This is a genomic window from Polaromonas sp. P1_F8 (genome assembly GCF_056405635.1).
In genome coordinates this window covers 238,060-259,917 of sequence record NZ_JBFUBS010000006.1, presented here as the reverse complement: position 1 = coordinate 259,917, position 21,858 = coordinate 238,060, and the positions used below count along the sequence as shown (strand labels likewise).

The window sequence follows — 21,858 nt, the reverse complement described above, 5'->3', positions numbered from 1 at the left end:
CTTCCCATGCCCAAACCCAAAGTCCCGCCCGCCAGCAGCGGCAACGCCGATGACATCGAGGCGGCTTTTTATGAGGCGCTGCAAAGCGGCGACATCGAAAAGCTCATGGCCTGCTGGGGCGATGACGACGACATCGTCTGTGTGCACCCGGGTGGCGCCCGGCTGGTAGGCCCGGCGGCCATACGCGCCACTTTCGACGCCATGTTTGCCAATGGCACCATCAATGCCCAGGCCATCAAGGTGCGAAAGGTCGAGACCATGAGCGCCTGCGTGCACAGCGTGCTGGAACGCATCGAAGTGCTGACCGATGAAGGGCCACGGCATGCCTACGTGATTGCCACCAATGTGTATCACAAGGGTGCGCAAGGCTGGCGCATGGTGGCACACCATGCCAGTCCCGGCACGCCGCGAGAAATGCAGGAAGTGTCGGAAACACCGACCGTCCTGCACTGAAGGGCCTGCGATGAAATACGCAGCACCCTGGTGGCTGCCGGGCGGCAATTTGCAAACCATCTGGGCTGCGCTGCGGTCACGCCGTTACCTGGGCCGCGCGCCCATATTTCGCCGCGAGCGCTGGGATACCCCCGATAACGACTTTGTCGACGTTGACTGGATGCTTGATGGAAACGAGCCTTCGTCGGGGCTTTTGGCGATTTCTCCGGCGGGAAGCGAATCCATCGAGATGAGCCGCAAGGACGCGCGCAAGGAAGTGCCACTCCTGGTGGTATTTCATGGGCTTGAGGGGTCATCTGCCAGCCACTACGCCGAAGCGCTTGCCGATGTGGCCCGCGAGCGTGGCTGGGGCTGCGCCATTCCACACTTCCGGGGGTGTTCCGGTGAATTGAACCTGGCGCCGCGGGCCTATCACTCAGGAGATTTTGCAGAGATCGACTGGATACTGCGGCGCTTTGCGCAGGCCCATCCCGGGCCGGTCGTTGCCGTGGGCATTTCATTGGGCGGCAATGCGTTGATGCGCTGGGCCGGCGAGCTCGGCGCAGAGGCCCGCCAGGTGGTTAGCGGCATTGCGTCCGTCTGTTCGCCGCTGGACCTGACGGCCAGTGGCTGGGCCATTGGCCGAGGGTTCAACCGGCAGGTCTACACCCGCATGTTCCTGAGAACCATGGTGCCGAAGGCGCTGAAAAAACTGGAGCAGCACCCAGGCCTTTTTGACCGCGACCGATTACTGGCCGCGCGCGACTTGTACGCTTTCGACAATGTATTCACTGCGCCTGTCCATGGGTTCAAGGATGCGGATGACTACTGGCTGCGTGCCTCTGCCAAGCCGCATTTGCGCAGCATTGCCGTGCCGGCGCTGGCCCTGAACGCGTTGAACGATCCCTTTGTGCCGGCCGGCAGCCTGCCGCAAGCCGCAGAGGCCGGCAGCCGTGTCACGCTTTGGCAGCCGGCGCAGGGCGGGCATGTCGGGTTTCCTTCGCCACCATTTCCCGGCCATGTGCGTGTCATGCCGGAGGCGGTTACCGGTTTCCTGGCTGCGCATCTTTGATGCTTACCCATAACCCTGCCCACATCGCACCTGCCGTGTGCAGCGCAAAATAGCGGTATGGATGACATCGTCAGGCAGGCCATTGCCAAATGGCCCAATGTTCCCGACTGCTACGGCTGGCTGGGACTGGACGCACGTGGCAACTGGTACATGCGTGATGAGAGGGCCCAGGCCGCCGGGCCTTTTGGTGGCGCACCTGGCCTGGATGCCGCGCGCCATGCGGCCAGCAAGGGATCGCTGCTCAGGCACGACAAGCTGATCGATTTCATTCAGCGGAATTATGAAAGCGACGCTGCCGGCCAGTGGTTCTTCCAGAATGGGCCACAGCGCGTGTATGTGGAGCTCGAAGCGACGCCGCTGATCTGGCGCGTCGCCCCCGCACCTATGTTTGAGGTCACGGCCCATTCCGGCCAAACGGCGCGGCCGCAGCGCTGCATCGCGGACGAATCCGGCAGGGTCTACCTGGAAACCGACCTGGGTTTTGGCCTCGTTCATACCCAGGACATGACGCATGCGGCTGACGCGATAGAGCAGGGCCTGTGGGTGCCCGAGGAAGTCCTGGCCAGCAATTTGTCGCGCCTGTTCGGCTATGTGCGAAGCCCTCAATTGCTACAAAAAAAGTAGCTGCTTGCGCCTGTCATGCTTGGGCTCCAACCCATTTCCCTTTGAATTTCTCATCAAGATTCCATTAAAAAAGCCGGTCATTGACCGGCTTTTTTTGGGCTGGATTTCCTTGCTGTGTTTACTTGGACGCATTGACCATGTACTGCACCACGGCCTTGATTTCGCCATCGGGGGCGGCCGAGCCGCCCTTGGGTGGCATGGCACCCTTGCCTTTGACAACGCTGGCCGTCAGAGCCTCGACACCTGTGGAAATCCGGGGAGCCCATGCGGCCTTGTCGCCCAGCTTGGGTGCATTGGCAACGCCGGCCACGTGGCAGGCCGCGCAGACCTGGCCGTACAGCGCAGGTGCGGCACCACCGGCAGCAGCCGGTGTTGCACCGGCTGCCGGCGCTGCCGTCTTGTTGGCTGCAGCGAGCGCGGCGACCACATCTGCCGACGGTGCGGCGGCGGCTGCGGCTGCAGGTGCCGTAGCGGCGGCAGCTGCCGGGGCGGCTGGCTCTGCAAACTTGCCGCCTGCGGCAGCCGTCATGTAAACCACTGCACGGCCAATTTCGACGTCTTCAAAATCACCGCCGCCCTGGGCTCCCATGGCGCCCTTGCCCTTGAGGGCCGAGTGCCAGAGCGCGTCAAAACCGGTCTTGATACGGGCTGCCCAGGCACCCGTATCGCCAAACTTCGGCGCACCGGCTGCACCCGTGCCATGGCAAGCCACGCACTGCGCCTTGTAGACCTCTTCGCCGGACTTCAGCGGACGGTTGGCGTCACGGATTTCAACTGCGCCGATTTTCTGGATGCGCTGCGCAACGGCCTTGGCGCCTTCGTCCGCACCCGCAGCTGGCTTGTTGGCCGAAGCGACGTAATACACCAGGCCGATGATGGCGAAAACAGGAACGACAAAAGAGAAAAAAACCGCAGCCAGCAGTTGCTGGGGCGTCTTGATGGGGCCAGTATGGGCTTCTTCGTGGGCCGTGGTGTGGTCGTTTGCGCTCATGGCGTCCTCAAAAAACTAAGAATCGGGGGGCTATCGCGTGGTGATATGGCGCTCTTGGGCAGCGCTTGCTCAGCAACCTCACATTATAACTGGGGGCTTGCAGAGGCCGAGGAGAGTCGTTACCGGCTGGTAGAATCGGAAACGTTGTGCGGCGTGAAGCGCCCGCGCAGTGCAAATTGCCCTGACTTCGCGCCCTCGGCCGCGAATTCCGGCGCGAACCGTTTCCAGCGTTGCGGCTGTAGCTCAGTGGATAGAGTATTGGCCTCCGAAGCCAAGGGTCGTGGGTTCGATCCCCGCCAGCCGCACCAATCATTGTCTTTCTATCGCATGCCTTGTTGTCCATCCGCGAGATCTCAAGGCGTACAGGCCTGGCTCGCAACACAATAAAGAAGCACCTGCGGTCGGAAGAGAGCGAGCCCAAGTACCCAAGGCGGGTCAGCTCCAGCAAGCTCGATCCCTACGCCGAGAAGCTGGCCACTTGGCTGGTAATCGAGGCAACAAAATCGCGGAAACAGCGGCGCACTTTGAGGCAGATCCACACAGACTCAGCCTAAAAAGGAGAAAACCAAGAACTTATCCATATGGTGAGCACCTTCTGCTCGCAAAGAGTGTGGGTCAAGATTCGATGGAAAACTCGGGTCAGACTTCAGTGCAATTCAACAGGGAGACCCTCGAACGGTCGTGGCGAGTGACAAGGCCGGGCGGGACGGTGGTGTCGATCGTCGATCACACGATACAGTCGCGTGGAGATATCCACGGCGTCTTCGCATTCTTCAGCGGGGATGCCGCGGCATTGACGCTGATTCTCAAGCGCTTCGACGACAAACGGCTCCAGGTGATCCTCGACACAATCCATCCGCTGGATGACGCCCGCGCGGCGCTTGAGCAGGTGGCCGGCGGTCATGCGCGCGGCAAGGTCATCATCCGCACGTCGCGCTGATCCGCGAGGCAATGGCGCCTCGGGACCTTCCGTCAAAAAACGCACGCTCAGCGGCTAACCCCTTAGAGCGCACGGGGTTAGCGCCAGACCGCATTCCAGCGGTGGAGTCGAGATACGTCCACGCCGAATTTGCGTGGAACCGATGCCTACCCGGTATCAATCCAGTGGCCAACGTCCGTTGTTATGTGTCGCGCAGATCCTGGCTGCTGGATTCTTGCTCATAAGATACTTTTAAAGTATTGATGTACCAGAATCAAGATATTTTACAGGTAGCGGTTGTCTTCCTAGAATCGCCAACAACACCGTAAGTTGCAAGTTATTACAACTGATCTTTCCGGTGGATCTCCTAAAAAAAGGCCGTGAAGGGAAACGCTGGATTTGTGATCCATTTATAGTGCTTACGCCGGGAGCGCCCGGCATTCGAGCACAACGCGTCAAGCCTTTCGATGTCTGCATTTTTGACAAAGCGAGATACAGGTATGACACGTGCTCGAAACAGGTGGTTACAACTGGTGGTGGCAATGGGCCTGGCTTTCGTTGGCGCGCGTCTTTTCGCTGCAGCTGATAAAGCCGCCGGCGAACCGCCCAGGGAGCAGGTAATTGACCTGGAAGCCGCGGGCACCGCTTATCCCTTTGCGGTCTATTCCAACATTGACTTGCGCCAGCCGGACGCCGGGATCAAGCGTGCGGTCATTTTTGTACATGGCGTGCAGCGCGATGCCGACCGTTATTTTGGCGTGGGCCTGGGCTTGCTGGAAGCCGCGCGGCTGGACGCATCAAGCACGTTGCTGCTGGTGCCCCACTTCCTGACGGCATCAGACACTTCGCCTGACGGCAATATCCCGCTTTGGCGCGGTGGCAACTGGATGCAGTGCCAGCCTTCCCGGGGCAAGGAGGCTATCAATTCCTGCGGCGTGCTGGACGATATCGCCCGCTACCTGAGCGCGGGCAAGCGTTTTCCCGTACTTAAGGAAATCGTTTTCATCGGCCACTCGGCCGGTGGGCAGCTAATGCAGCGCTATGCCGTGCTCAACAACAGCGAGGAGGGGTTGCGCAAGTCGGGCATCCGCGTGCGGTATGTGGTCTCCAGCCCGTCTTCCTATTTGTACCTGGATGACAGCCGTCCGGAGGGTGGGAGCTTCAAGCCTGTGAACAGCATCCTCTGCCCCGGTTACAACAACTTCCGCTACGGCCTGGGCAACATGGTTCCCTATGGGCAGGGCCTGGACGGCGAACAGTTGTTCAAGCGCTATGCGGCGCGCGAGGTCCTCTACCTGGTGGGCGCGCAGGACAACGACCCAGCCTACGAGTCACTCGACAAATCCTGCGGGGCCGCCATGCAGGGCACGGACCGGCTGAATCGGCACAGGAATTACATGCGCTACGAACAGTTTTTAGCCCAGAAATGGCAGACACCCGTGACGCGTGCGGTCATGGTGGTGCCGGACGCGGGCCACGAAGCGGCCGAAATTTTTGAGTCCCGCGGTGTTGCTGCAAAAATTTTCCATGCCGCCGGCAACTAGCGAATAGCGAATAGCCGGGACAAACAGAGACAAGCCGAACGAGCACAACAAGAAAAAAAGAAGAAGCACAGAGACGCGCGGATACAACACCAAGACAGAAGACGAAAACCATGATGGAACCCTCACGCCTAGCCGCACCCCGGCGAAAAATCCTCGCATCGCAGATCTGCGCAATGCTGGCCGCCGCACCTTTTGCCGTCCATGCGCAGACGCCGCCCAGCGCCGGTACTCTTTTCGACGCGAACCGGCAACAGCTCTCGCCAACGGAAAATGCCGGCCCGCCGGCGGCGGTGCAGCGTCCTGCGCGCATCGAAAAAGAGGTGGAAGGCAGTGATGAGGGCCAGAGCCCCCCCGCCGGCGGAACGGGCATCCAGGTCACGGGTTTTGTACTGAGCGGCAACCGGTCTCTGCCGGCATCCGAGCTGCAAGCCCAACTGCAGGAGTTTGTCGGCCGCGAGCTGGACTTCGCCGGGCTGGGCAAAGCCGCCGCCAAAATCACGGCCTACTATCGCACCCGGGGCTACCTGGTAGCGCGCGCCTATCTCCCCGCACAGGAAATACAAGGCGGTGTGGTTGCCCTCGGCATCCGTGAAGGCGTCATCGGCCGGGTGGTGGCCGAGCCCGATGCCAACGTGCGCCTGGACCCGGACCTGATAGGTCGACATCTCGCGGGACTACAGCCGGGCGAGGTGATCCAGGAAAGCGACCTCGAAAACACGCTGCTGCGGCTCTCTGACATCGCCGGTGTGACGGTCAAGGCTGTGTTGCGGCCTTCGGCAGAACCGGGCGCCACCGACGTCATCGTCAAGGTCAGCGAGATGGGGGCGATCACCTCGCGCGTGAGCATCGACAACGGTGGCAGCTATTACACCGGTGCCAATCGCCTGTCCGCCAACCTGAGCCTCAACGACGCACTGGGCATGGGCGAAAGCTTCAGCCTGAATACGCAGCAAACTTTTGAAGGCCTGCGCATTGCAGGCGTTGGTTATGTGCAGCCCCTCGGCACGACAGGGCTGTCGGTAGGCGCGAATTTTGCGGGTCTGCAATACAACATCGGCAAAAACCTCAAGGAAGTAGAAGCCAGAGGTGAAGCCCGCGTGAGCACGCTGTTTCTCAACGCGGCGTTGCTGCGCAGCCGGCGCGCCAACATGAATCTGTCGCTGGCGACGGAATACCGACATTTCCAGGACACGACTGGCGGCACGACCGTTGAAAAGTCTGCCAACCTGATGAGTGCGGGCCTGTCTGGCGACTGGCGTGACGACTGGACAGGCGCGTCGGCGAACAACAGCTGGAACGCGCGTTTGGGTATGGGGCATCTGAAAAAAGAAACGCCCAACGACGCAGCACTGGACCGCTTCACGGCCAATGCGGCAGGCGACTACAAAAAGCTCAACCTGTCGTTCAGCCGCCTGCAGCAGCTTGGCGGCGGCTACTCCCTGCTGGGCTTGGTCACCGCGCAGTACGCCGACAAGAACCTGGACGCGTCAGAGAAAATGAGCCTGGGCGGCTCCGGCGGCGTGCGCGCTTACCCTGCCGGCGAAGCCGCGGGCGACCAGGGCATGCTGGCGCGTCTGGAACTGCGCAAGACCCTGGGTGTTGTCGGCAACTCCGTCGTGGAAGGTGCGCTGTTCGCCGATGCGGGGCGTGTGACCATTAACAAGAAGCCGTGGGACAACAGCGAAAACCGCGCGAGCCGCTACGGCTATGGCGTGGGCCTGAACGTCTACAACAAGGACCTGGTGTTCAATGCCAGCATCGCGGTGTCGCCCGGCGTCAATCCAGTCAGCGAACCAAAAAGCGCGCGTCGCCTGTGGCTATCGGTGTCGGGTTCACCCCAGGCCTTCACGGGCCTGGCCTCCAGCAGCGGCAGCCGGGGCGAGGATTTCGAGGAGGCGGAAGACGGCATGCGGCTGTACGGCTCACTGGGCATCATCCCCGAATACGTGAGCCGCTCAGGCGCGACGCCTGCGGCGCCCGCCGACCAGAGCAAGCTGGCCACGCCCAATGGGCGCAACATGTCGGGCTTCTGGCGTGCGCGCGACAATGTGTCGTATGTGGGCGCGCGTGGCGGCATCCCCATTTATGAACAGTGGAAGGCGCTGTGGCAGCTGGAGCTGGGCCTGTCACTGAGCGCGGGCGCGGCCGGAGACGACGCGACCCCGAACTGGACACACAGGCAAGAGCTGCGTAATACCGGCGTGGCTGTCGCCCATCCAGATGCTGGCACCGCGATGTACGGCAACTGGGACATGCCGCTCAAGGAAAGCGCCTCTTCCTTCGACCCCTTCGGCGCGACCACCAGTGCGGCGCACTACAACATCATCGGTTCACCGGGCTTCGCCACCAGCATCACTAAAAACTCCGGCCCGGTGGGCACGGCGGCGGTGGAAAACAACGACGATGCCGCTTTCAACCGCCGCCAGGCCGGCGTGTTCGGCTACTGGACGCCCAAGATGGGCGGCTTCCAGCTCAAGCTGGCTTATTCGAACAACGGCATGAAGGCCGCGCCGGACGTTGATACAGGCTACCTCTACGGCGGCAGCCTGTCGTATGAGAGTGGCGGTTTCTCCGCAGTGGTTGCGGCCGAACAGCACGTGAACTACTTCGGCATTGCCAGCCTGGGCCGCAATGCACGCGGGGTAGGAACCAACACCCACGTCACGCAGGGCACCTCGTCCAATGACTACAGCGTGCGCTACGGGGTGGCCTACGATTTCGGTGATACCAAGGTTTCGCTGATCGCCGACGAACTGAGCTATGCCGAGTCCGGTGTCATCAACACCAGCGTCACTTCAAGCGACCTCTCCAGCTACCGCCGCCGTGCCTACATGGTCGGCGTATCACACAAGATAGGTGCCTGGCAGTTGCGCGCCAGCCATGCCAAAGCCTTCGCAGGCGACTGCACCATGATTTCCGGCAACGGCGTGAACTGCTCGACCGAAGGCATGGGTGCGACCTCGCAGGCCATCGGTTTCTCCTATGCCTGGAGCAAGCAGCTCAGGATTTTCGGGCAGTACGTGCTGCTGCGCAACCAACCGCTGGCCAATTACAACTACGCCGTTGCCGGCGTGTTCGGCAGCGCAGGCGCAGGCACCACGATCCGCGCGATCGGTTTCGGTATCAACTACACGTTCTGAGGGGCTCGCATGACATACCACTCTTCCCCGGTTTTCCCACGTAAAAGCCGCCCGACGCTGACACCGCTGAGTGCAGCCATCCTGTCAGCGCTTTGCGCCATTTACCCGGTACGGGGATATGCGCTGGACGCCAGCGCCTTACCTACCAATGGTCAGGTCACAGCTGGCAGCGGCAGCATCAGTCAGAGCGGCAACGTCATGAACGTGGTACAGGGCAGCGACCGGATGGTCGCTACCTGGAACACTTTCAACATCGGTAGCGCGGCCAAAGTCAATTTCGCGCAGCCCTCGACCTCGTCGGTGGCCCTCAACCGCGTCACATCCAGCGATGCCTCGCAGATCATGGGCCAGCTCAATGCCAACGGGCAGGTCTATCTGATCAATCCCTCGGGCATCCTGTTCGGCCAGGGTTCAGCCGTCAACGTTGGCGGGTTGGTGGCCAGCTCGCTGAACATCTCGGACGGCAACTTCATGGCCGGCAACAACCGCTTTGAAGCCGGCAGCGCGGGCGGCGCCGTGATTAACGAGGGCAGCATCGTGGCGGCCGACGGCGGGTACGTGGCGCTGCTGGGTGTGCAGGTGCGCAATGTGGGTAGCATCACGGCCCGTCTGGGCAGCGTGATGCTGGGCGCCGGCAAGAATATCACGCTGGACTTTAACGGCGACGGCCTGATCAATATGCAGGTCAGCGACCCCTCGCTGGGCGCCAGCGTGGTGAACCAGGGCCTGCTCAAGGCCAACGGTGGCCTGGTCGTCATGTCGGCCCGCTCCGGCGACGCGCTGATGTCCAATGTGGTCAACAACGAAGGCGTGATCGAGGCGACCAGCCTGCAGCGCCGAAACGGCACGGTCCTGCTTGACGGCGGGGAGGCAGGCATTGTCGCCTTGAGCGGCCGTGTCGACGTCTCCGGCCGCGATGCCGGCGAAACCGGCGGCAGTTTCAAGGCTTTGGGTCAGTACGTCGGTGTATTTGACGGCGCGCGCATCGATGCTTCCGGCGATGCCGGTGGCGGCGCGGTGCTGGTGGGCGGCAACTACCAGGGCAGCGGCACCGAGCGCCAGGCCGTCGGGACTTACATGGGCGAAGACGCCCGCATCAACGCCGACGCGCTCAGCAGCGGCGACGGCGGCAAAGTCATCCTGTGGTCCGCCGGCAGCACGCAGTTTCACGGCGGCATCACGGTGCTGGGCGGCGGACAGACCGGCAGCGGCGGCCTGGTTGAGACCTCGGGCCACAACCTGGAGGCGACGGGTTCGGTGGATATCAGCGCGGCCTCCGGAAAAGGCGGAACCTGGTTGATCGATCCCTACAACATCAACATCACGAGCACGGCGAGCGTCGGCGCGACCGGGAGTTCCCCCTTCACCTCCAGCGGCGCAGCCAGCTCCAACCTGAGTTCGGCCGTGCTCAACGCCTCGTTGTCCGAAGGCGCCAACGTGGTGGTCCAGACTTCTGCCGTCGGCGGCACCTCGGGCGACATCAACGTGCTGGACAACGTCAAGGGTGTGGGCAATGCCTCGTTGACCCTGCAGGCGCATCGCAACATCATCATCGGCAGCCGCACCATTTCCAACGGCACCGGCAAAAGCCTCAACGTTTCGCTGATCTCCAATTACGGTGACACCGGCAACGGCTCGGTGGCCTTGACGGGCAGCACCATTACCACCAACGGCGGGGCCATTACCATCAGCGGCGGCAGCAACCCGCTGACCGGCTACGCCAGCACCAACCAGAGCAGCGCCTCGGGCGTGGCAATCACCGGTGGCACCGTGCTGAGCACGGGCGGCGGCAACATCACGATACGCGGCGCCTCCACCTCGACAAGCTCCAGCACCAGCGCTGTGAATATCTCCGGCGCCACGCTCAATGCTGGCGGCGGCAACATCTCCATCCTGGCCAATGTCGCCAGCGCCAGCGCGACCGGCGACGCCTTTGTGCTCACCGGCGGCAGCAATGTCCTCACCAGCGGCGCCGGATCCATCACGGTGGACAGCACCAACCTGGGCAGCGGCAACGGCACGCGCATCTTCAGTACCAACAACACCATGGCCGCCAGCGGCTCGGGCAACCTGACGATCAGCGGCAACGCAACGACCGGCTTCGGCGTGCTGATCTGCTCGACAGCCAGCACCTCCTCGCAACAACTCACCGTGGGCAGCGGTAACCTGACCGTGCAGGCCAACGCCAACGGTTTTGCCGGTGCCGGCCGCGGCGTCTACCTGGCGGCCTCGGGCAACGGCGCGGTGGTGCTCAATGCCACGGCGGGCGGTGCCATCACGCTCGGCGGTAGCAGCACCGGCAGTTACGGCACGGTGCTCAACTCGACGGGTTCCGGATCTTCCATCAGCATCTTTTCGGACGGTAACATCACGGTGGCCGGCAACACTTCGGGCGGCACGACGCCGGCGCTGGGTTTGCTAAGCTCCGGCGTTGGCACCAGCGCGGCCACCGCCTCGCAGGTCAACATCAGCAGCACGGCCGGCGCACTCAAGCTGCTGGCCAACAACAGTGTGGTCAACCCCACTACCGGCTCATTCAAGGCCGTGTCGCTGGACGCCAGCGGCGCCTACGCCAGCATCAACCTGGGCACGCAGTCGGGCGCGCTGACGCTGGACGGCACCAGCTACTCGGGGCGCGGCGTGGACATCGCGCCCTCCGGCGCCAACGCGGCGATCAACATCACGACCGGTAGCGGCGCCATTGCCGTCAACGGCAACAGCACGAGCAGTTTCGGCGGCTACGGCATCTTCCTGAACTCTACCGGCAACGCGAACGGCGTCAATGTCACCACCGTGAGCGGCGACATCACCTTCCGGGGCGATTCCGTAGGTACATCGGACGCCATCTCCCTGGGCGGTAGCGCATCCAGCACCAACTCGGTCAACAACATCTCTTCGCAAGGCGGCAACATCACGCTGGTCGGCAACTTCCACTCGCCGAACGCCGGGGAGCTCGACCACGGCATCGCCATCCAGAACGTCGCCAACCGCATCCAGACCACCGGTTCGGGCAACGTGACGCTGGTCGGTAGCGCAGCCGACCAGGGCAATGGCGTCAGCATCTATGGTGGCGGAAAGGCCCTGGTCAGCGTCGAGAACGGCGCGCTCGCAATCACCGGGAGCAGTGTTTATGGCGACGGGGTGGGCGTGCTGACTGGTAACAATGTCATACGTGCCACTGGAGTCGGTTCAGTGAGTGTGGCTGGCAGCTCGATCTATGGCAGCGGCGTCACCATCTACCCGTCGACGGCGACCAGTTCCGCCGCCATTTCCACGGTGTCGGGCAAGCTCTCGATCACGGGCAACAACAGCGCGGCGTCTGCTGCGCCGGCAGTCCTCCTGCGCACTGCGGCCTCGGGTGCCGCCAATGGCGTCAGTATCACGTCGAGCAGTGGTGATATCGACGTCCAGGCGGCGACAGCCGGCTCCGGCGAGGGGCTATCCATCGTTGGCAGCAGCGCCAATGCCTTCAATACCATCAGCACGGGTGGTAATGGAAATCTTCGCGTATCGGGTTCCGGCGGCGGCTACGGGGTGCGCATAGACGGCGGCACCAACAAGCTGCAGGTGGAAAACGGCGTTTTGCTCATTAGCGCCAGTGCGCCGAGTGGGAAGCCCTTCAGCCAGTCTTCGGACGCCACGACGATCGCCGCCACCGGATCCGGTGTCGTGCTGCGCAATCTCGGCGGCAAGATGAGCAACAGCCTGACCAGCGCCGATTCGGCCGCTGCGACCGCCGCACTGCAGTTGGATATGGCCGGCAGCGACTGGATGGCGCCCCTTGCCGGCGACACTGCATCCCCGCCCTCCAGTGGCGGAACGGACAGGCTCACCATTTCCGTGGTGTCGTCCAATGCCAATCTCAATGCATCCGCCGCAGGCAAAGAAGATGCAACGCCTTGAACCTGCGTCCGCCGCGGCGTTCACTGGCTCCATAATGCCGCGCCGCGCCGGGCGGCTGGTGCCGGTTCTGCTGTTGCTGGTATCGCTGTCCGCTTTGGCCGTCGCCGCCGACAAGAAGGCCGGGCAAGCCGAGCACGACAACTTTCATTTCCTCGGCGAGATGAACAAGGCCTCAACCGTGATGGTGGTCGAGACAAAAATCGTCCCGCCTGAGCTTGGGAAAAAAATCGCACGGGCTATTGAACAAGTGATCAGGGAAGGCAACCAGTCGGGTGCCAAGCGCCCGGGTGACTATTTGCAGTATGAGCCGTTGATCCTGGCGTTGGCCGGCCCCGACGGTTCGCGCATGCATTCAGGCCGTAGCCGCCAGGACATCCTGTCCACCACGCGACGCCTGATGCAGCGCGAGCGTGCGCTAGTTCTAATGGATGCGATGATCCAATCGAAAGCGCAACTACTGGCTGTGGCCGAGAAGAACCTGGACACCATCGTGCCGGCCTATACCAACGGCGTGCAGGCCCAGCCCACTACTTACGCGCACTACCTGCTGGCCTTCGCCTCGGTCTTCGGGCGCGACAGCGCGCGACTGAAGGAGGCTTATGCGCGCCTCAATATGAGCCCGCTGGGCGCGGGCGCGCTCGGTACCTCGAGTTTTCCGGTGAATCGTCAACGCCTGGCGGAGCTGCTGGGTTTTGACGGCGTGGTGGAAAACTCCTACGACGCGGCCCAGCTCGGCGCGCTCGACCAGGGCGTGGAATTGGTGGGCCTGTGCAGCAACGCGGCGCTGATGATAGGCCTGCTGGCGCAGGACATGCACACCCAGTACCACCAGACCGCTCCCTGGATCACCATCCAGGAGGGGCGGCTTACCGGCACGAGCAGCATCATGCCGCAAAAGCGCAATCCTTATGCCCTCAACGTGCTACGGCTGCAGGCCAGCGAGGTGGTGGGCGGCGCCTTCACCTACCAACTGGAGGCGCATAACGTCACGCCCGGCATGCCCGACTACAAGCGCGACCAGGTCGAGAAAACCCTGGACCTCACGGCCAATGCCTTCGTGAAGCTGGCTGACCTGATGAACCACCTCGTCATCGATCGCAACCGCGCGCTGCAGGAAGTTGACGCCGATTACTCCACCACCACCGAGCTGGCCGACATCCTGCAGCGCGACGCCGACGTTCCCTTCCGGGTCGGCCACCATTTCGCCTCGGACCTGGTCAACTACGGCCGCGCCAACAAGCTCAAGCCCGCCGAGATTCCCTTCGACGTCGCCAGGCAGTTGTATGCAGAGGCGGTGAAGACCTCTGATTTCCCACGGGCGGAATTTCCGCTGACGCAGGAGCGCTTCCGTACGTCGCTGACCGCGCAGAACATGCTGGCCTCCAGCAAGGGCCTGGGCGGTCCGCAGCGCACGGAGACCGTCAGGATGCTGGCGGCCGAGAAGAGCCGGTTAGAGCAGGACGCCGCCTGGCTCAAGGCGCAGCAGGACAAGCTCGCGCGTGCCCAGTACAACCTGGACCGCACCTTTTCCGGGCTGGTCCAGTGAGTTTCACGGCGGTAGCGGTGATACTGGCGCTGTCGGCCTGACGGGGCCATCGACAAGGGCACCATGGCTGACGATATTTTTTCGCTGGAGAACTTCGAATACCTGTGCTACTCCCGCCAGCAGGAGCCGGCTGCGCGAGAGCTGGTCAAGCTGCTGCTGCTCATAGACAGGAACTACGGCAACCTGGACGGCAACTTCGCGCTCAGCCTGTCGGCCGCTATAGGTGCGCAGGAGCGTGACGCGCACGGCCTGACCCGCCTCACCAGCGCCATCTCGGCCCTGTTTTCCGACCCGACCTTCCATGTCTCGCCCGGCGGCTTCGGCCAGCTCATCAACTTCCAGCGCTGGTTGTCGGCGCTGTTTGCCGCCAGCGCCTTTGTCCATTGCGACCATATCCTGAGGTCGCTCAATTTCCTGGGCTCCGGCGCACCGGAGTTCCACGTGAGCGAACGGGACCTCGTGAAGTTCTGCATCCTGTATTCCCCCGAATCGGAAATCCCGCTGGACGTGGAATTGCTGTGGCGGCAGAACAAAAAGCTGGCCGCCGCGCTGTTCACGGCCCTGCTGTCGCCGCGCTTTCTCGGCTCGCCAGCTGCGCACTCCAAGCGGGAGGCGCTGCTGGCCTGGCTGCCTGCCCACCTCGAAGAAATCGAAAGCCTGGACATCCTGCCGGTAGGCATCCTGCACGACGTGTACATGCACTGCAGTTACGCCGACCTGCCCGACCGCCATGAGATCAAGCGCCCCATCAACCGGCTGGTTCGCAAGAAGCTCGAGGCGCTGGGCCTGGGGCGCGTTGCGCCCGCGCTCGCCGCGCAAAGTGCGGACAAGCCCATCATGCTGGTACTGCTCGAGTGGTTCTCCGGTGGGCATTCGATTTACCGCACGCATTCCAGGACTTTGGAGGCCGCTCGCCGGCATTTTCGCCTGGTGGCCATTGCTTACCCCGGCAACATCGACGAACTGGGCCGGGCGGTGTTTGACGAGGTGATTGATTTCGCCGCGCCCAATGACATGATCGCCTGCCTGCGCCAGCTGCACGCGCTGGCCGGCTCCCTCAGGCCCGCCGTGTTTTATATGCCCAGCGTCGGCATGTTTCCCATCACCATGTTCGCGGCCAATCAGCGCCTGGCACCCGTGCAGGTGGCCGCGCTGGGCCATCCCGCCACCACGCATTCCGACCGTATCGATTACATCAGCGTGGAAGACGATTTTGTCGGCGATCCCGCCTGCTTCAGCGAAACCCTGCTGCGTCTGCCGAAAGACGGGCAGCCCTACCGCCCGTCCGCCATCGAAGTCTCGCTGGCACGGCCGCAGCGGCAGGACGCGGCCGTCGTCAACATCGCCGTGGCCGCGACCACCATGAAACTCAACCCGAAGTTTTTGCTGGCCTGCCAGAAGATACGCGCGGGCACGCGCAAGCAGGTCCACTTTCATTTCCTGATCGGACAGGCAACCGGCCTGATCTATCCGCAGGTGCGCAGGTTGATACGCCGCTATCTGCCGGACGCGGAAATCTACGCGCACCAGCCCTACCCGGACTATCTGGCTATCTTCAGCCGCTGCGACATGTTCCTGAGCCCCTTTCCCTTCGGCAACACCAATGGCATTACCGATGCCGTGACGGTCGGTTTGCCCGGCGTGTGCAAGACAGGGCCGGAAGTGTTTGAACACATCGACGAAGGGCTGTTCCGCCGCCTGGGCCTGCCGGACTGGGCCATCGCCGACAGCGTGGAGGGCTACATTGCCGCCGCCGTTCGCATGGCTGACAACTACCCGGAACGGGCTGCACTGTACCGGCAGCTGGAGGGGCCCGAGTGCCTGAATACCTTGTTCGAAGGCCGTGCGGAATGCCTGGGCGAACGCCTGTATCAGATCTGGTCGGCGACGGCGGACGAGGAGGAGGCCTTGCCCGACAGGGCCTGATGCATCGCTTGGCGGTCCAGGGCTTTTTCCCAGGCACACACGACGACGCAGGCCACGCAGTTGCCGAGCATGTTGGTGAGGGAGCGGCATTTCATCAACCGCTCTATGCCCAGCAACAGGACAATGCCCGCGATCGGTATGAGGTTCTGGCTGGCCAACGTCGCGGTCAGGGCCACAAAGGCCGAACCGGCGACGCTGGCGGCGCTCTTGGATGTCAGCATCGCGATGCCCAGCAGTGACAGCAGTGACCAGAAACCCAGCTCGACATGCGCCACCTGCGCCAGGAAGATCGCCGCCATGGCGATATAGATGTTGCTGCCGTTCAGGTTGAAACTAAAACCGGTCGGCAGCATCAAGCGCGCCACCGGTTTGGCGCAGCCCATTTTTTCCATTTTTCCGACCAGACTCGACAAGGCGGCTATTGACGAAGTGGTGAAGAAGACCAGCAGCAGCTCTTCTTTGACATAGGCGACCAGGCGGAAGATGTTGCAACCGGCGGCGCGCGCGAGAAGGCCCATCACCACGAAGATAAACAGGATGCTGACGAGATAAATCGCGGCGAGAAAATGCAGCAGTGGCAACACCGAGGACATCCCGTAACGGCCAATCATGAAGGCGACTGCACCGAATGCAGCCAGTGGGGCCAGCTTCAGGACCATGCCGACCATGCCGAGCCATACTTGCTGCACCGCTTCGATGAGCTCCAGCAGCTTGTGCCCGCGTTCACCCGCGCGCGCCAGTGCAATGCCCGACAGCAGCGCCAGCAGCAGGATCTGCAGGTTGTTGTTGCCGGTGAAGGCGCTGGCAAATGTCGGGGGGATGATGTTGAGCAAAAAGTCGGTTGTGCTTTCCGCGGCCTTTGCAGGCGCAGCGCGCTGTGCGACGTCAGCCGCAAAATCTGGCGCGAAACCCTTGCCGGGCGTTAGCAACAAGGCGCCCAACATGCCCGCCAGCAGCGAGATCAAGGTCATGGCCTCGAAGTAGATGATGGCCTTGACACCCACCTTTGTGGCCTGCAGCCGGTTGCGCATGCTGGCGATACCGGACACCACCAGGCAAAAGATCAGCACGCCGATCAGCATGCTGATCAGGCGCAGAAAGCCGTCGCTGAGGGGTTTCATCATCGCGCCGACTGAGGGAAAAAAATTCCCCAGCAGGATGCCGGCGGCAAAGGCGAGAGCCATTTGCGCAATGGGATGGCAAAGCGTTCTTCTGATTTTGATCATCGATCACCCAGTCTACGGGCGGCTTGGCCGCCACGGCGCGGGGGCCGCGCCATACGGTTGTTTTTTGCGGATGGACGGCGAGTATCAAGACGCGAAGGTGTCACGCATCGTCGCGGGCATATACATAAAATCCGAAAATACGATCCCCGATACCTAAAAAAGATGGGCTGACACCATGGAGCTGAGACATCTGCGCTACTTCCTGATGGTTGCCGAGGAGCAGCATTTCACGCGCGCCGCCGAGCGGTTGAATATGCAGCAGCCGCCCTTGAGCCACCAGATCCGGCTGCTGGAGGAAGAACTGGGCTTCGAATTGTTCCGCCGCCACCCCAAAGGCGCGGCGCTGACGGCCGGTGGCGCGGTGTTTTTGCAGGAAGCCCAGGCCATCCTGCGCGGCGTCGAGCAGGGCGCGGCACGCGCCGCGCGCGCCGCACAGGGCTTTGAAGGCACGCTGGCCATAGGCTTTACCAGCTCTGCCGCGGCTCATCCTTTGATTCCGGGGATCATCCGGGCCTATCGCGGCGCCTATCCCGATGTGCACCTGGACCTCAGGGAAGCCAATGCGGCGGAATTAACCGAGGGCATAGACAGGGGCAAGGTCAATATCGCGATTCTGCGTACGCCCGTCAGCCATCCGCGCGGTGTGAGTTTTTTTTCCTTGCTCGAAGAAGAGATGCTGCTGATTCTGCCGGTGGGCCATGCGCTGGTGGCGGGCGCCGCCAAGGGCAAGATGCCGGTCATTGATCTGAAATCCCTGGCTGATGAGCAGTTCATTCTGGTGCGCAGACACGGCGCACCAGGCATGTATTCGGATCTGATCGAAGCCTGTGAACAGGCGGGCTTCACGCTCAGGATCGCCTCGGAGGTGGAGCGCATGCTGACCAATATCAGCCTGGTCGCGGCGGGCGCGGGCGTTTCCGTGGTTCCCGCATCCATGAAGGATTTTCACCGTGAGAGCGTGGTGTACTGCCGTATCACCAATGCCAGGCCCGCGCTGGTGGCGCCTATCACGCTGGTGAGCCGGGAAGACAGCAACTCGCCGGCCGAAAAGAATTTCCTGGATCTGGCCAAAATATTTGCGCGGCAGCACAAAGCCTGAGTGCGTGCGGGTACATGGACACCAAACATCTCGGCCCCCAGGCGGGCTCAGTACAAAATGAGTCGGCGAGTTTGCTTGGGGCCTAGTCCAATCCGTTGAATCCCGGCTTCGAGCCGTTGCCCTGCACCATGGATACCAGAAACAATGACAGCGGCAGTCCAGGCGTCCTCAGTGGGTGCGGCATGATGCAACAATCCGTGATTCGGCCCGCGTAGTGACGATCAGTTGGGCACAACTTTAAAGCAGAGGCCACGGTGCCACACACGGGGAACATTCTGGCCGGGATGGAGTCCCAAGTCTTGTGATCAATTCAATTTCAGGCAGGAGTAACCGTGAGGGTATTTAAATTAGTTTCCGGTCTTGTTATCGCGGCGCTGTGTGCCGCCGGCTGCGCGTTGACAGCGATAAAGCCCGGCATGACCCGTGAGAACGTCATCGCGCTTCGCGGAACGCCGTCCCGGGTGGTGCCGCTGGATGCGGGAACCCGGCTGCAGTATTCGGGCCAGCCGCTTGGTCAGTTCGCCACGATGGTAGATCTGGATGCCGCCGGCAGGGTCATCGGCGTCCGCGAGGTTCTGACGCCAGCAGAGTTCTCAAGAGTCCAGCCGGGCAAGTGGACGCGCTCGGATATGGAACGCGAATTTGGCCGGCCGGCAAAGATTGACCGTGTAGCGTCATGGTCCGGCGACATCATGACTTACCGCTGGCGAGACAGCGATCAACCCATGTTTTTCTGGGCTTACCTGGACGGCAACAACGTGGTGCAGCGCATCGGGCAAGGCATGGAATTTCCCATGCGAGTCAATGATCGCTGATGGGCGTATTGCACGCTAGTCGGGTGTTGCGGAGCGGCCGATATCCGGCCACCGGTGATGCAGATACACCCAGGCAAGCAACCCGATGCACATCATCCCGAGCGAGACTGCCGCCAATGCCCGGGTGGAGTGCATTGCGAGCGGGGCGATGACACCGGCAACAATGCCGTTGGCGGTTGAGCCCACGAAGGCCTGAAGGGAAGAAGCCATGCCGCGCCGTTCAGGATAGAGGTCCAGCACGAGCAGCGTGACGACCGGCACCATCAGCGCCCAGCCGAATGCAAACACTGCGATCGGAAAGAGGGACCACGAAGCATGCGGGGCGAACAGCATGTTGGCAATCAGGTTAAGCACCGAGGTGACCAGCATGATGACAAAGCCGTGCCGTATTTGCTGCTTGGGGGCAATCTTTCCTGCCAGGCGGCCGCTCAGCCATGCGCCGGACATGATGCCGGAGATTGTCAGGATGAAAAACCAGAAAAATTCGGTAGGCTGCAGTGCCAGGTGTTCCCCCAAAAAAGCGGGCGCTGACAGCACATACAAAAACATGCCGTTGAATGGCACGCCGCTGGCCAGCGCCAGCAATAAAAAGCGGGGGCTGGAACCCAACTGCCAGTAGCCCCGCATCAGGTGCCTGACTTCAAACGGCTGGCGGTCCAGCGGCGGAAGTGTCTCGGGCAAGAACCGGAAGTTGGTAGCCCACAGGATCACACCCACTCCCGTCAGAAACCAGAAGATGCTGTGCCAGCCCAGATGCACAAAAAGCCAGCCGCCGACGATGGGCGCCAGGGCAGGGGCTACTCCAAAATAAATGGTGACCTGGCTCATGACCTGTTGGGCCTGAGCCGGCGGGTACATGTCGCGTATGACGGCGCGCGACACCACAATGCCCGCACCTGTCGACAAGCCTTGTACGGCCCGGAAAAAAACCAGTTGCCCGATGCTTTGCGACAGCGCGCAGCCGGCCGACGCCAGGGTGAACAGCGCGATTCCCCACAACACCACTGGCCGGCGGCCGAAACTGTCGGCCAGCGCGCCGTGAAACAGGTTCATGAAAGCAAAGCCGAACAGGTAGGCCGACAGCGTTTGCTGCATTTCTACCGGTGATGCTCCCAGCGACTGCGCCATGCCGGAAAAGGCGGGAATGTAGGTGTCGATGGAAAACGGCCCGAGCATCCCGAGCACAGCCAACAAGGCGGCAAGCGTCCAGCGTGGGGCGCGCCAGAGTTCGTCGGCGTTGGGGTTCATTCTTTTTTCAGCTTGAGTGCGGTGTCATAGAGCTCGTTGCGCCCCACGCCGGTGATTTCTGCCGCGACTTTTACAGCAGTCTTGAGCGGCAACTCCGCCAGCAACAACTGCAGCACCCGTGTGCCATCCTCAGCGCTGTCGGCAGCGGCGCAAGGATGCAGTACCAGTGCAAATTCACCGCGCGTACGCTGGGCGCCAGCAGCCAGCCAGCCGGAAAAATCCTGCGCCGGCACGGTCGCAATTTCCTCGAATTGCTTGGTCAGCTCACGGCCAACGGTGACCAGGCGGCCTTGCAGCACCGCCAGTGCTTTCGCAAGCGCCTCGATGCGGTGTGGCGCTTCCAGAATCACGATGGCCCGGGTATCAGTTTGCAGCTGCTGGATGGCCTGGTCGCGTTCGCCGGCCTTGCTCGGGAGGAAACCGGCAAATACGAACCCGGTATCACCGCCGTGGCTGCTCAGCCCGGCCACGCTGAGCACCGCAGTGACACTGCTGGCGCCCGGCAAGGGCATGATGGCCAGTCCCGCCGCGCGAACAGCGGCGACCAGGCGGGCGCCGGGATCGCTCACGGCCGGCGTGCCGGCGTCGCTGATATAGGCCACGCGCTCACCCCGCTGCAGGCGTTCAATCACCAGGCCTGCGGCCTCTGCTTCATTGTGTTCGTGCACCGCCAGCAGGGGCTTGTCGATTCCGTACTGCCGTAGCAGGGGCTGCGAATGCCGCTTGTCCTCGCAGGCTATGGCGTCTACTAGTTGCAGTACTTGCAGGGCGCGCAGGCTGATGTCGGCCAGGTTCCCGATCGGGGTCGCCACCACATAGAGCGCACTTTCCGGATAATGCTGCATGCCTGCTGCGGCGCGTGCCGCATCCAGAGCCAGGTCGAAGGAAGCGTTCAATGTGGTTTTCCAGAAAACAGGTTGCCGGGACGGTGTCAAAAGCGACAGCCCTTCAGGCCCAAGCCTCGCCCGGGCAGATTACCACCAAGTCGAGGGGCGATGCTGCGGAAGCTGCCGCGCAAGCCTATCTGGCCAAGGCCGGGCTGATGCTGGTCGATACCAATTATCGGACGCCGGGCCGCGGGGGCGGCGAGATCGACCTGGTCATGCGCGCACCCGACGGTACCTTGGTGTTTGTGGAAGTGCGCCAGCGCACCGGCGTCTCGCACGGCGGTGCCGGCGCCAGCATCAGCCCGGCCAAGCAACAGCGCATCATCTTTGCCGCGAGGCACTATCTCATGCGTTTCGCCAGCCCACCGCCTTGCCGATTCGACGTGGTCCTGGTCAACGGGCCGCAGGACGACGGGGCGGCCCCTGACATTGAATGGCTGCCCGGGGCTTTCGACGCGTCCTGAGCGCCGGGAATGGATGGCGGAA

General features: G+C 62.4%; 16 protein-coding genes, 1 tRNA gene and 1 pseudogene. 14 read left to right on the top strand and 4 right to left on the bottom strand.

The features are described 5' to 3' along the window. Window positions 1-6: 6 nt before the first annotated feature. Genes AC1D1J_RS19425 through AC1D1J_RS19415 form a run of 3 tightly spaced genes read left to right on the top strand, consistent with a single transcriptional unit; the run spans window position 7 to window position 2,128 of the window. Entirely contained in the window at window positions 7-453 is a 447-nt protein-coding gene (locus AC1D1J_RS19425; protein ID WP_457281576.1) for a YybH family protein, read from the top strand. 10 nt (window positions 454-463) lie between these two features. After that, window positions 464-1,504: a YheT family hydrolase gene (locus tag AC1D1J_RS19420; RefSeq protein ID WP_477695601.1), complete on the top strand. Its 1,041-nt coding sequence runs from the start codon at window positions 464-466 to the stop codon at window positions 1,502-1,504. Between the two features lie 57 nt (window positions 1,505-1,561). After that, window positions 1,562-2,128: a DUF2946 family protein gene (locus tag AC1D1J_RS19415; protein WP_477686975.1), complete on the top strand. Its 567-nt coding sequence runs from the start codon at window positions 1,562-1,564 to the stop codon at window positions 2,126-2,128. Between the two features lie 118 nt (window positions 2,129-2,246). Here the strand turns inward: AC1D1J_RS19415 and AC1D1J_RS19410 are convergent, their stop codons facing one another. Next, window positions 2,247-3,119: a c-type cytochrome gene (locus AC1D1J_RS19410; protein ID WP_477686976.1), complete on the bottom strand. Its 873-nt coding sequence runs from the start codon at window positions 3,117-3,119 to the stop codon at window positions 2,247-2,249. A 232-nt stretch (window positions 3,120-3,351) separates the two neighbouring features. Between AC1D1J_RS19410 and AC1D1J_RS19405 the strand changes: the two genes are divergently transcribed. The 8 genes and pseudogenes from AC1D1J_RS19405 (at window position 3,352) to AC1D1J_RS19370 (ending at window position 16,097) form a co-directional block, all read left to right on the top strand. Then, window positions 3,352-3,427: transfer RNA gene (locus AC1D1J_RS19405), tRNA-Arg, on the top strand. Beyond that, window positions 3,428-3,664 (top strand): annotated as a pseudogene (locus AC1D1J_RS19400) (hypothetical protein); the annotation flags it as partial. An 80-nt stretch (window positions 3,665-3,744) separates the two neighbouring features. Then, entirely contained in the window at window positions 3,745-4,059 is a 315-nt protein-coding gene (locus tag AC1D1J_RS19395) for a zinc-binding dehydrogenase (protein WP_477695600.1), read from the top strand. 479 nt (window positions 4,060-4,538) lie between these two features. Beyond that, window positions 4,539-5,582 (top strand): alpha/beta fold hydrolase, encoded by a 1,044-nt coding sequence (locus AC1D1J_RS19390; protein ID WP_477695599.1) that lies wholly within the window; start codon window positions 4,539-4,541, stop codon window positions 5,580-5,582. A 110-nt stretch (window positions 5,583-5,692) separates the two neighbouring features. Continuing rightward, the gene (locus tag AC1D1J_RS19385) at window positions 5,693-8,722 is read left to right on the top strand and encodes a ShlB/FhaC/HecB family hemolysin secretion/activation protein (RefSeq protein WP_477695598.1); all 3,030 of its coding nucleotides are present in this window, start codon (window positions 5,693-5,695) and stop codon (window positions 8,720-8,722) included. Window positions 8,723-8,731: 9 nt separating this feature from the next. Continuing rightward, window positions 8,732-12,625, top strand: coding sequence for a beta strand repeat-containing protein (locus AC1D1J_RS19380; protein ID WP_477695597.1), 3,894 nt, complete (start codon window positions 8,732-8,734; stop codon window positions 12,623-12,625). After that, window positions 12,612-14,171, top strand: a complete 1,560-nt coding sequence (locus AC1D1J_RS19375; protein ID WP_477695596.1) for an argininosuccinate lyase — start codon at window positions 12,612-12,614, stop codon at window positions 14,169-14,171. Before AC1D1J_RS19380 ends, AC1D1J_RS19375 begins: the two co-directional genes overlap by 14 nt. Before the next feature lie 63 nt (window positions 14,172-14,234). Beyond that, on the top strand, window positions 14,235-16,097 hold the full coding sequence (locus tag AC1D1J_RS19370) for a peptide transporter (RefSeq protein WP_477695595.1): 1,863 nt from the start codon (window positions 14,235-14,237) through the stop codon (window positions 16,095-16,097). Here the strand turns inward: AC1D1J_RS19370 and AC1D1J_RS19365 are convergent. Next, the gene (locus tag AC1D1J_RS19365) at window positions 16,043-17,281 is read right to left on the bottom strand and encodes a cation:dicarboxylate symporter family transporter (protein WP_477695594.1); all 1,239 of its coding nucleotides are present in this window, start codon (window positions 17,279-17,281) and stop codon (window positions 16,043-16,045) included. The genes AC1D1J_RS19370 and AC1D1J_RS19365 overlap by 55 nt on opposite strands. A 217-nt stretch (window positions 17,282-17,498) precedes the next feature. Here AC1D1J_RS19365 and AC1D1J_RS19360 point away from each other — a divergent pair, with 217 nt between their 5' ends. Continuing rightward, on the top strand, window positions 17,499-18,422 hold the full coding sequence (locus AC1D1J_RS19360; RefSeq protein WP_457281563.1) for a LysR substrate-binding domain-containing protein: 924 nt from the start codon (window positions 17,499-17,501) through the stop codon (window positions 18,420-18,422). Window positions 18,423-18,838: 416 nt separating this feature from the next. Next, window positions 18,839-19,237: a hypothetical protein gene (locus AC1D1J_RS19355; RefSeq protein WP_457306447.1), complete on the top strand. Its 399-nt coding sequence runs from the start codon at window positions 18,839-18,841 to the stop codon at window positions 19,235-19,237. Window positions 19,238-19,252: 15 nt separating this feature from the next. Here AC1D1J_RS19355 and AC1D1J_RS19350 read toward each other — a convergent pair whose 3' ends face one another. Further along, the gene (locus AC1D1J_RS19350; RefSeq protein WP_477695593.1) at window positions 19,253-20,485 is read right to left on the bottom strand and encodes a multidrug effflux MFS transporter; all 1,233 of its coding nucleotides are present in this window, start codon (window positions 20,483-20,485) and stop codon (window positions 19,253-19,255) included. Further along, window positions 20,482-21,330: a 16S rRNA (cytidine(1402)-2'-O)-methyltransferase gene (rsmI, locus tag AC1D1J_RS19345; protein WP_477695635.1), complete on the bottom strand. Its 849-nt coding sequence runs from the start codon at window positions 21,328-21,330 to the stop codon at window positions 20,482-20,484. Before rsmI ends, AC1D1J_RS19350 begins: the two co-directional genes overlap by 4 nt. A 50-nt stretch (window positions 21,331-21,380) precedes the next feature. Here rsmI and AC1D1J_RS19340 point away from each other — a divergent pair, with 50 nt between their 5' ends. Continuing rightward, window positions 21,381-21,836: a YraN family protein gene (locus AC1D1J_RS19340; RefSeq protein ID WP_477686986.1), complete on the top strand. Its 456-nt coding sequence runs from the start codon at window positions 21,381-21,383 to the stop codon at window positions 21,834-21,836. Window positions 21,837-21,858: the final 22 nt, after the last annotated feature.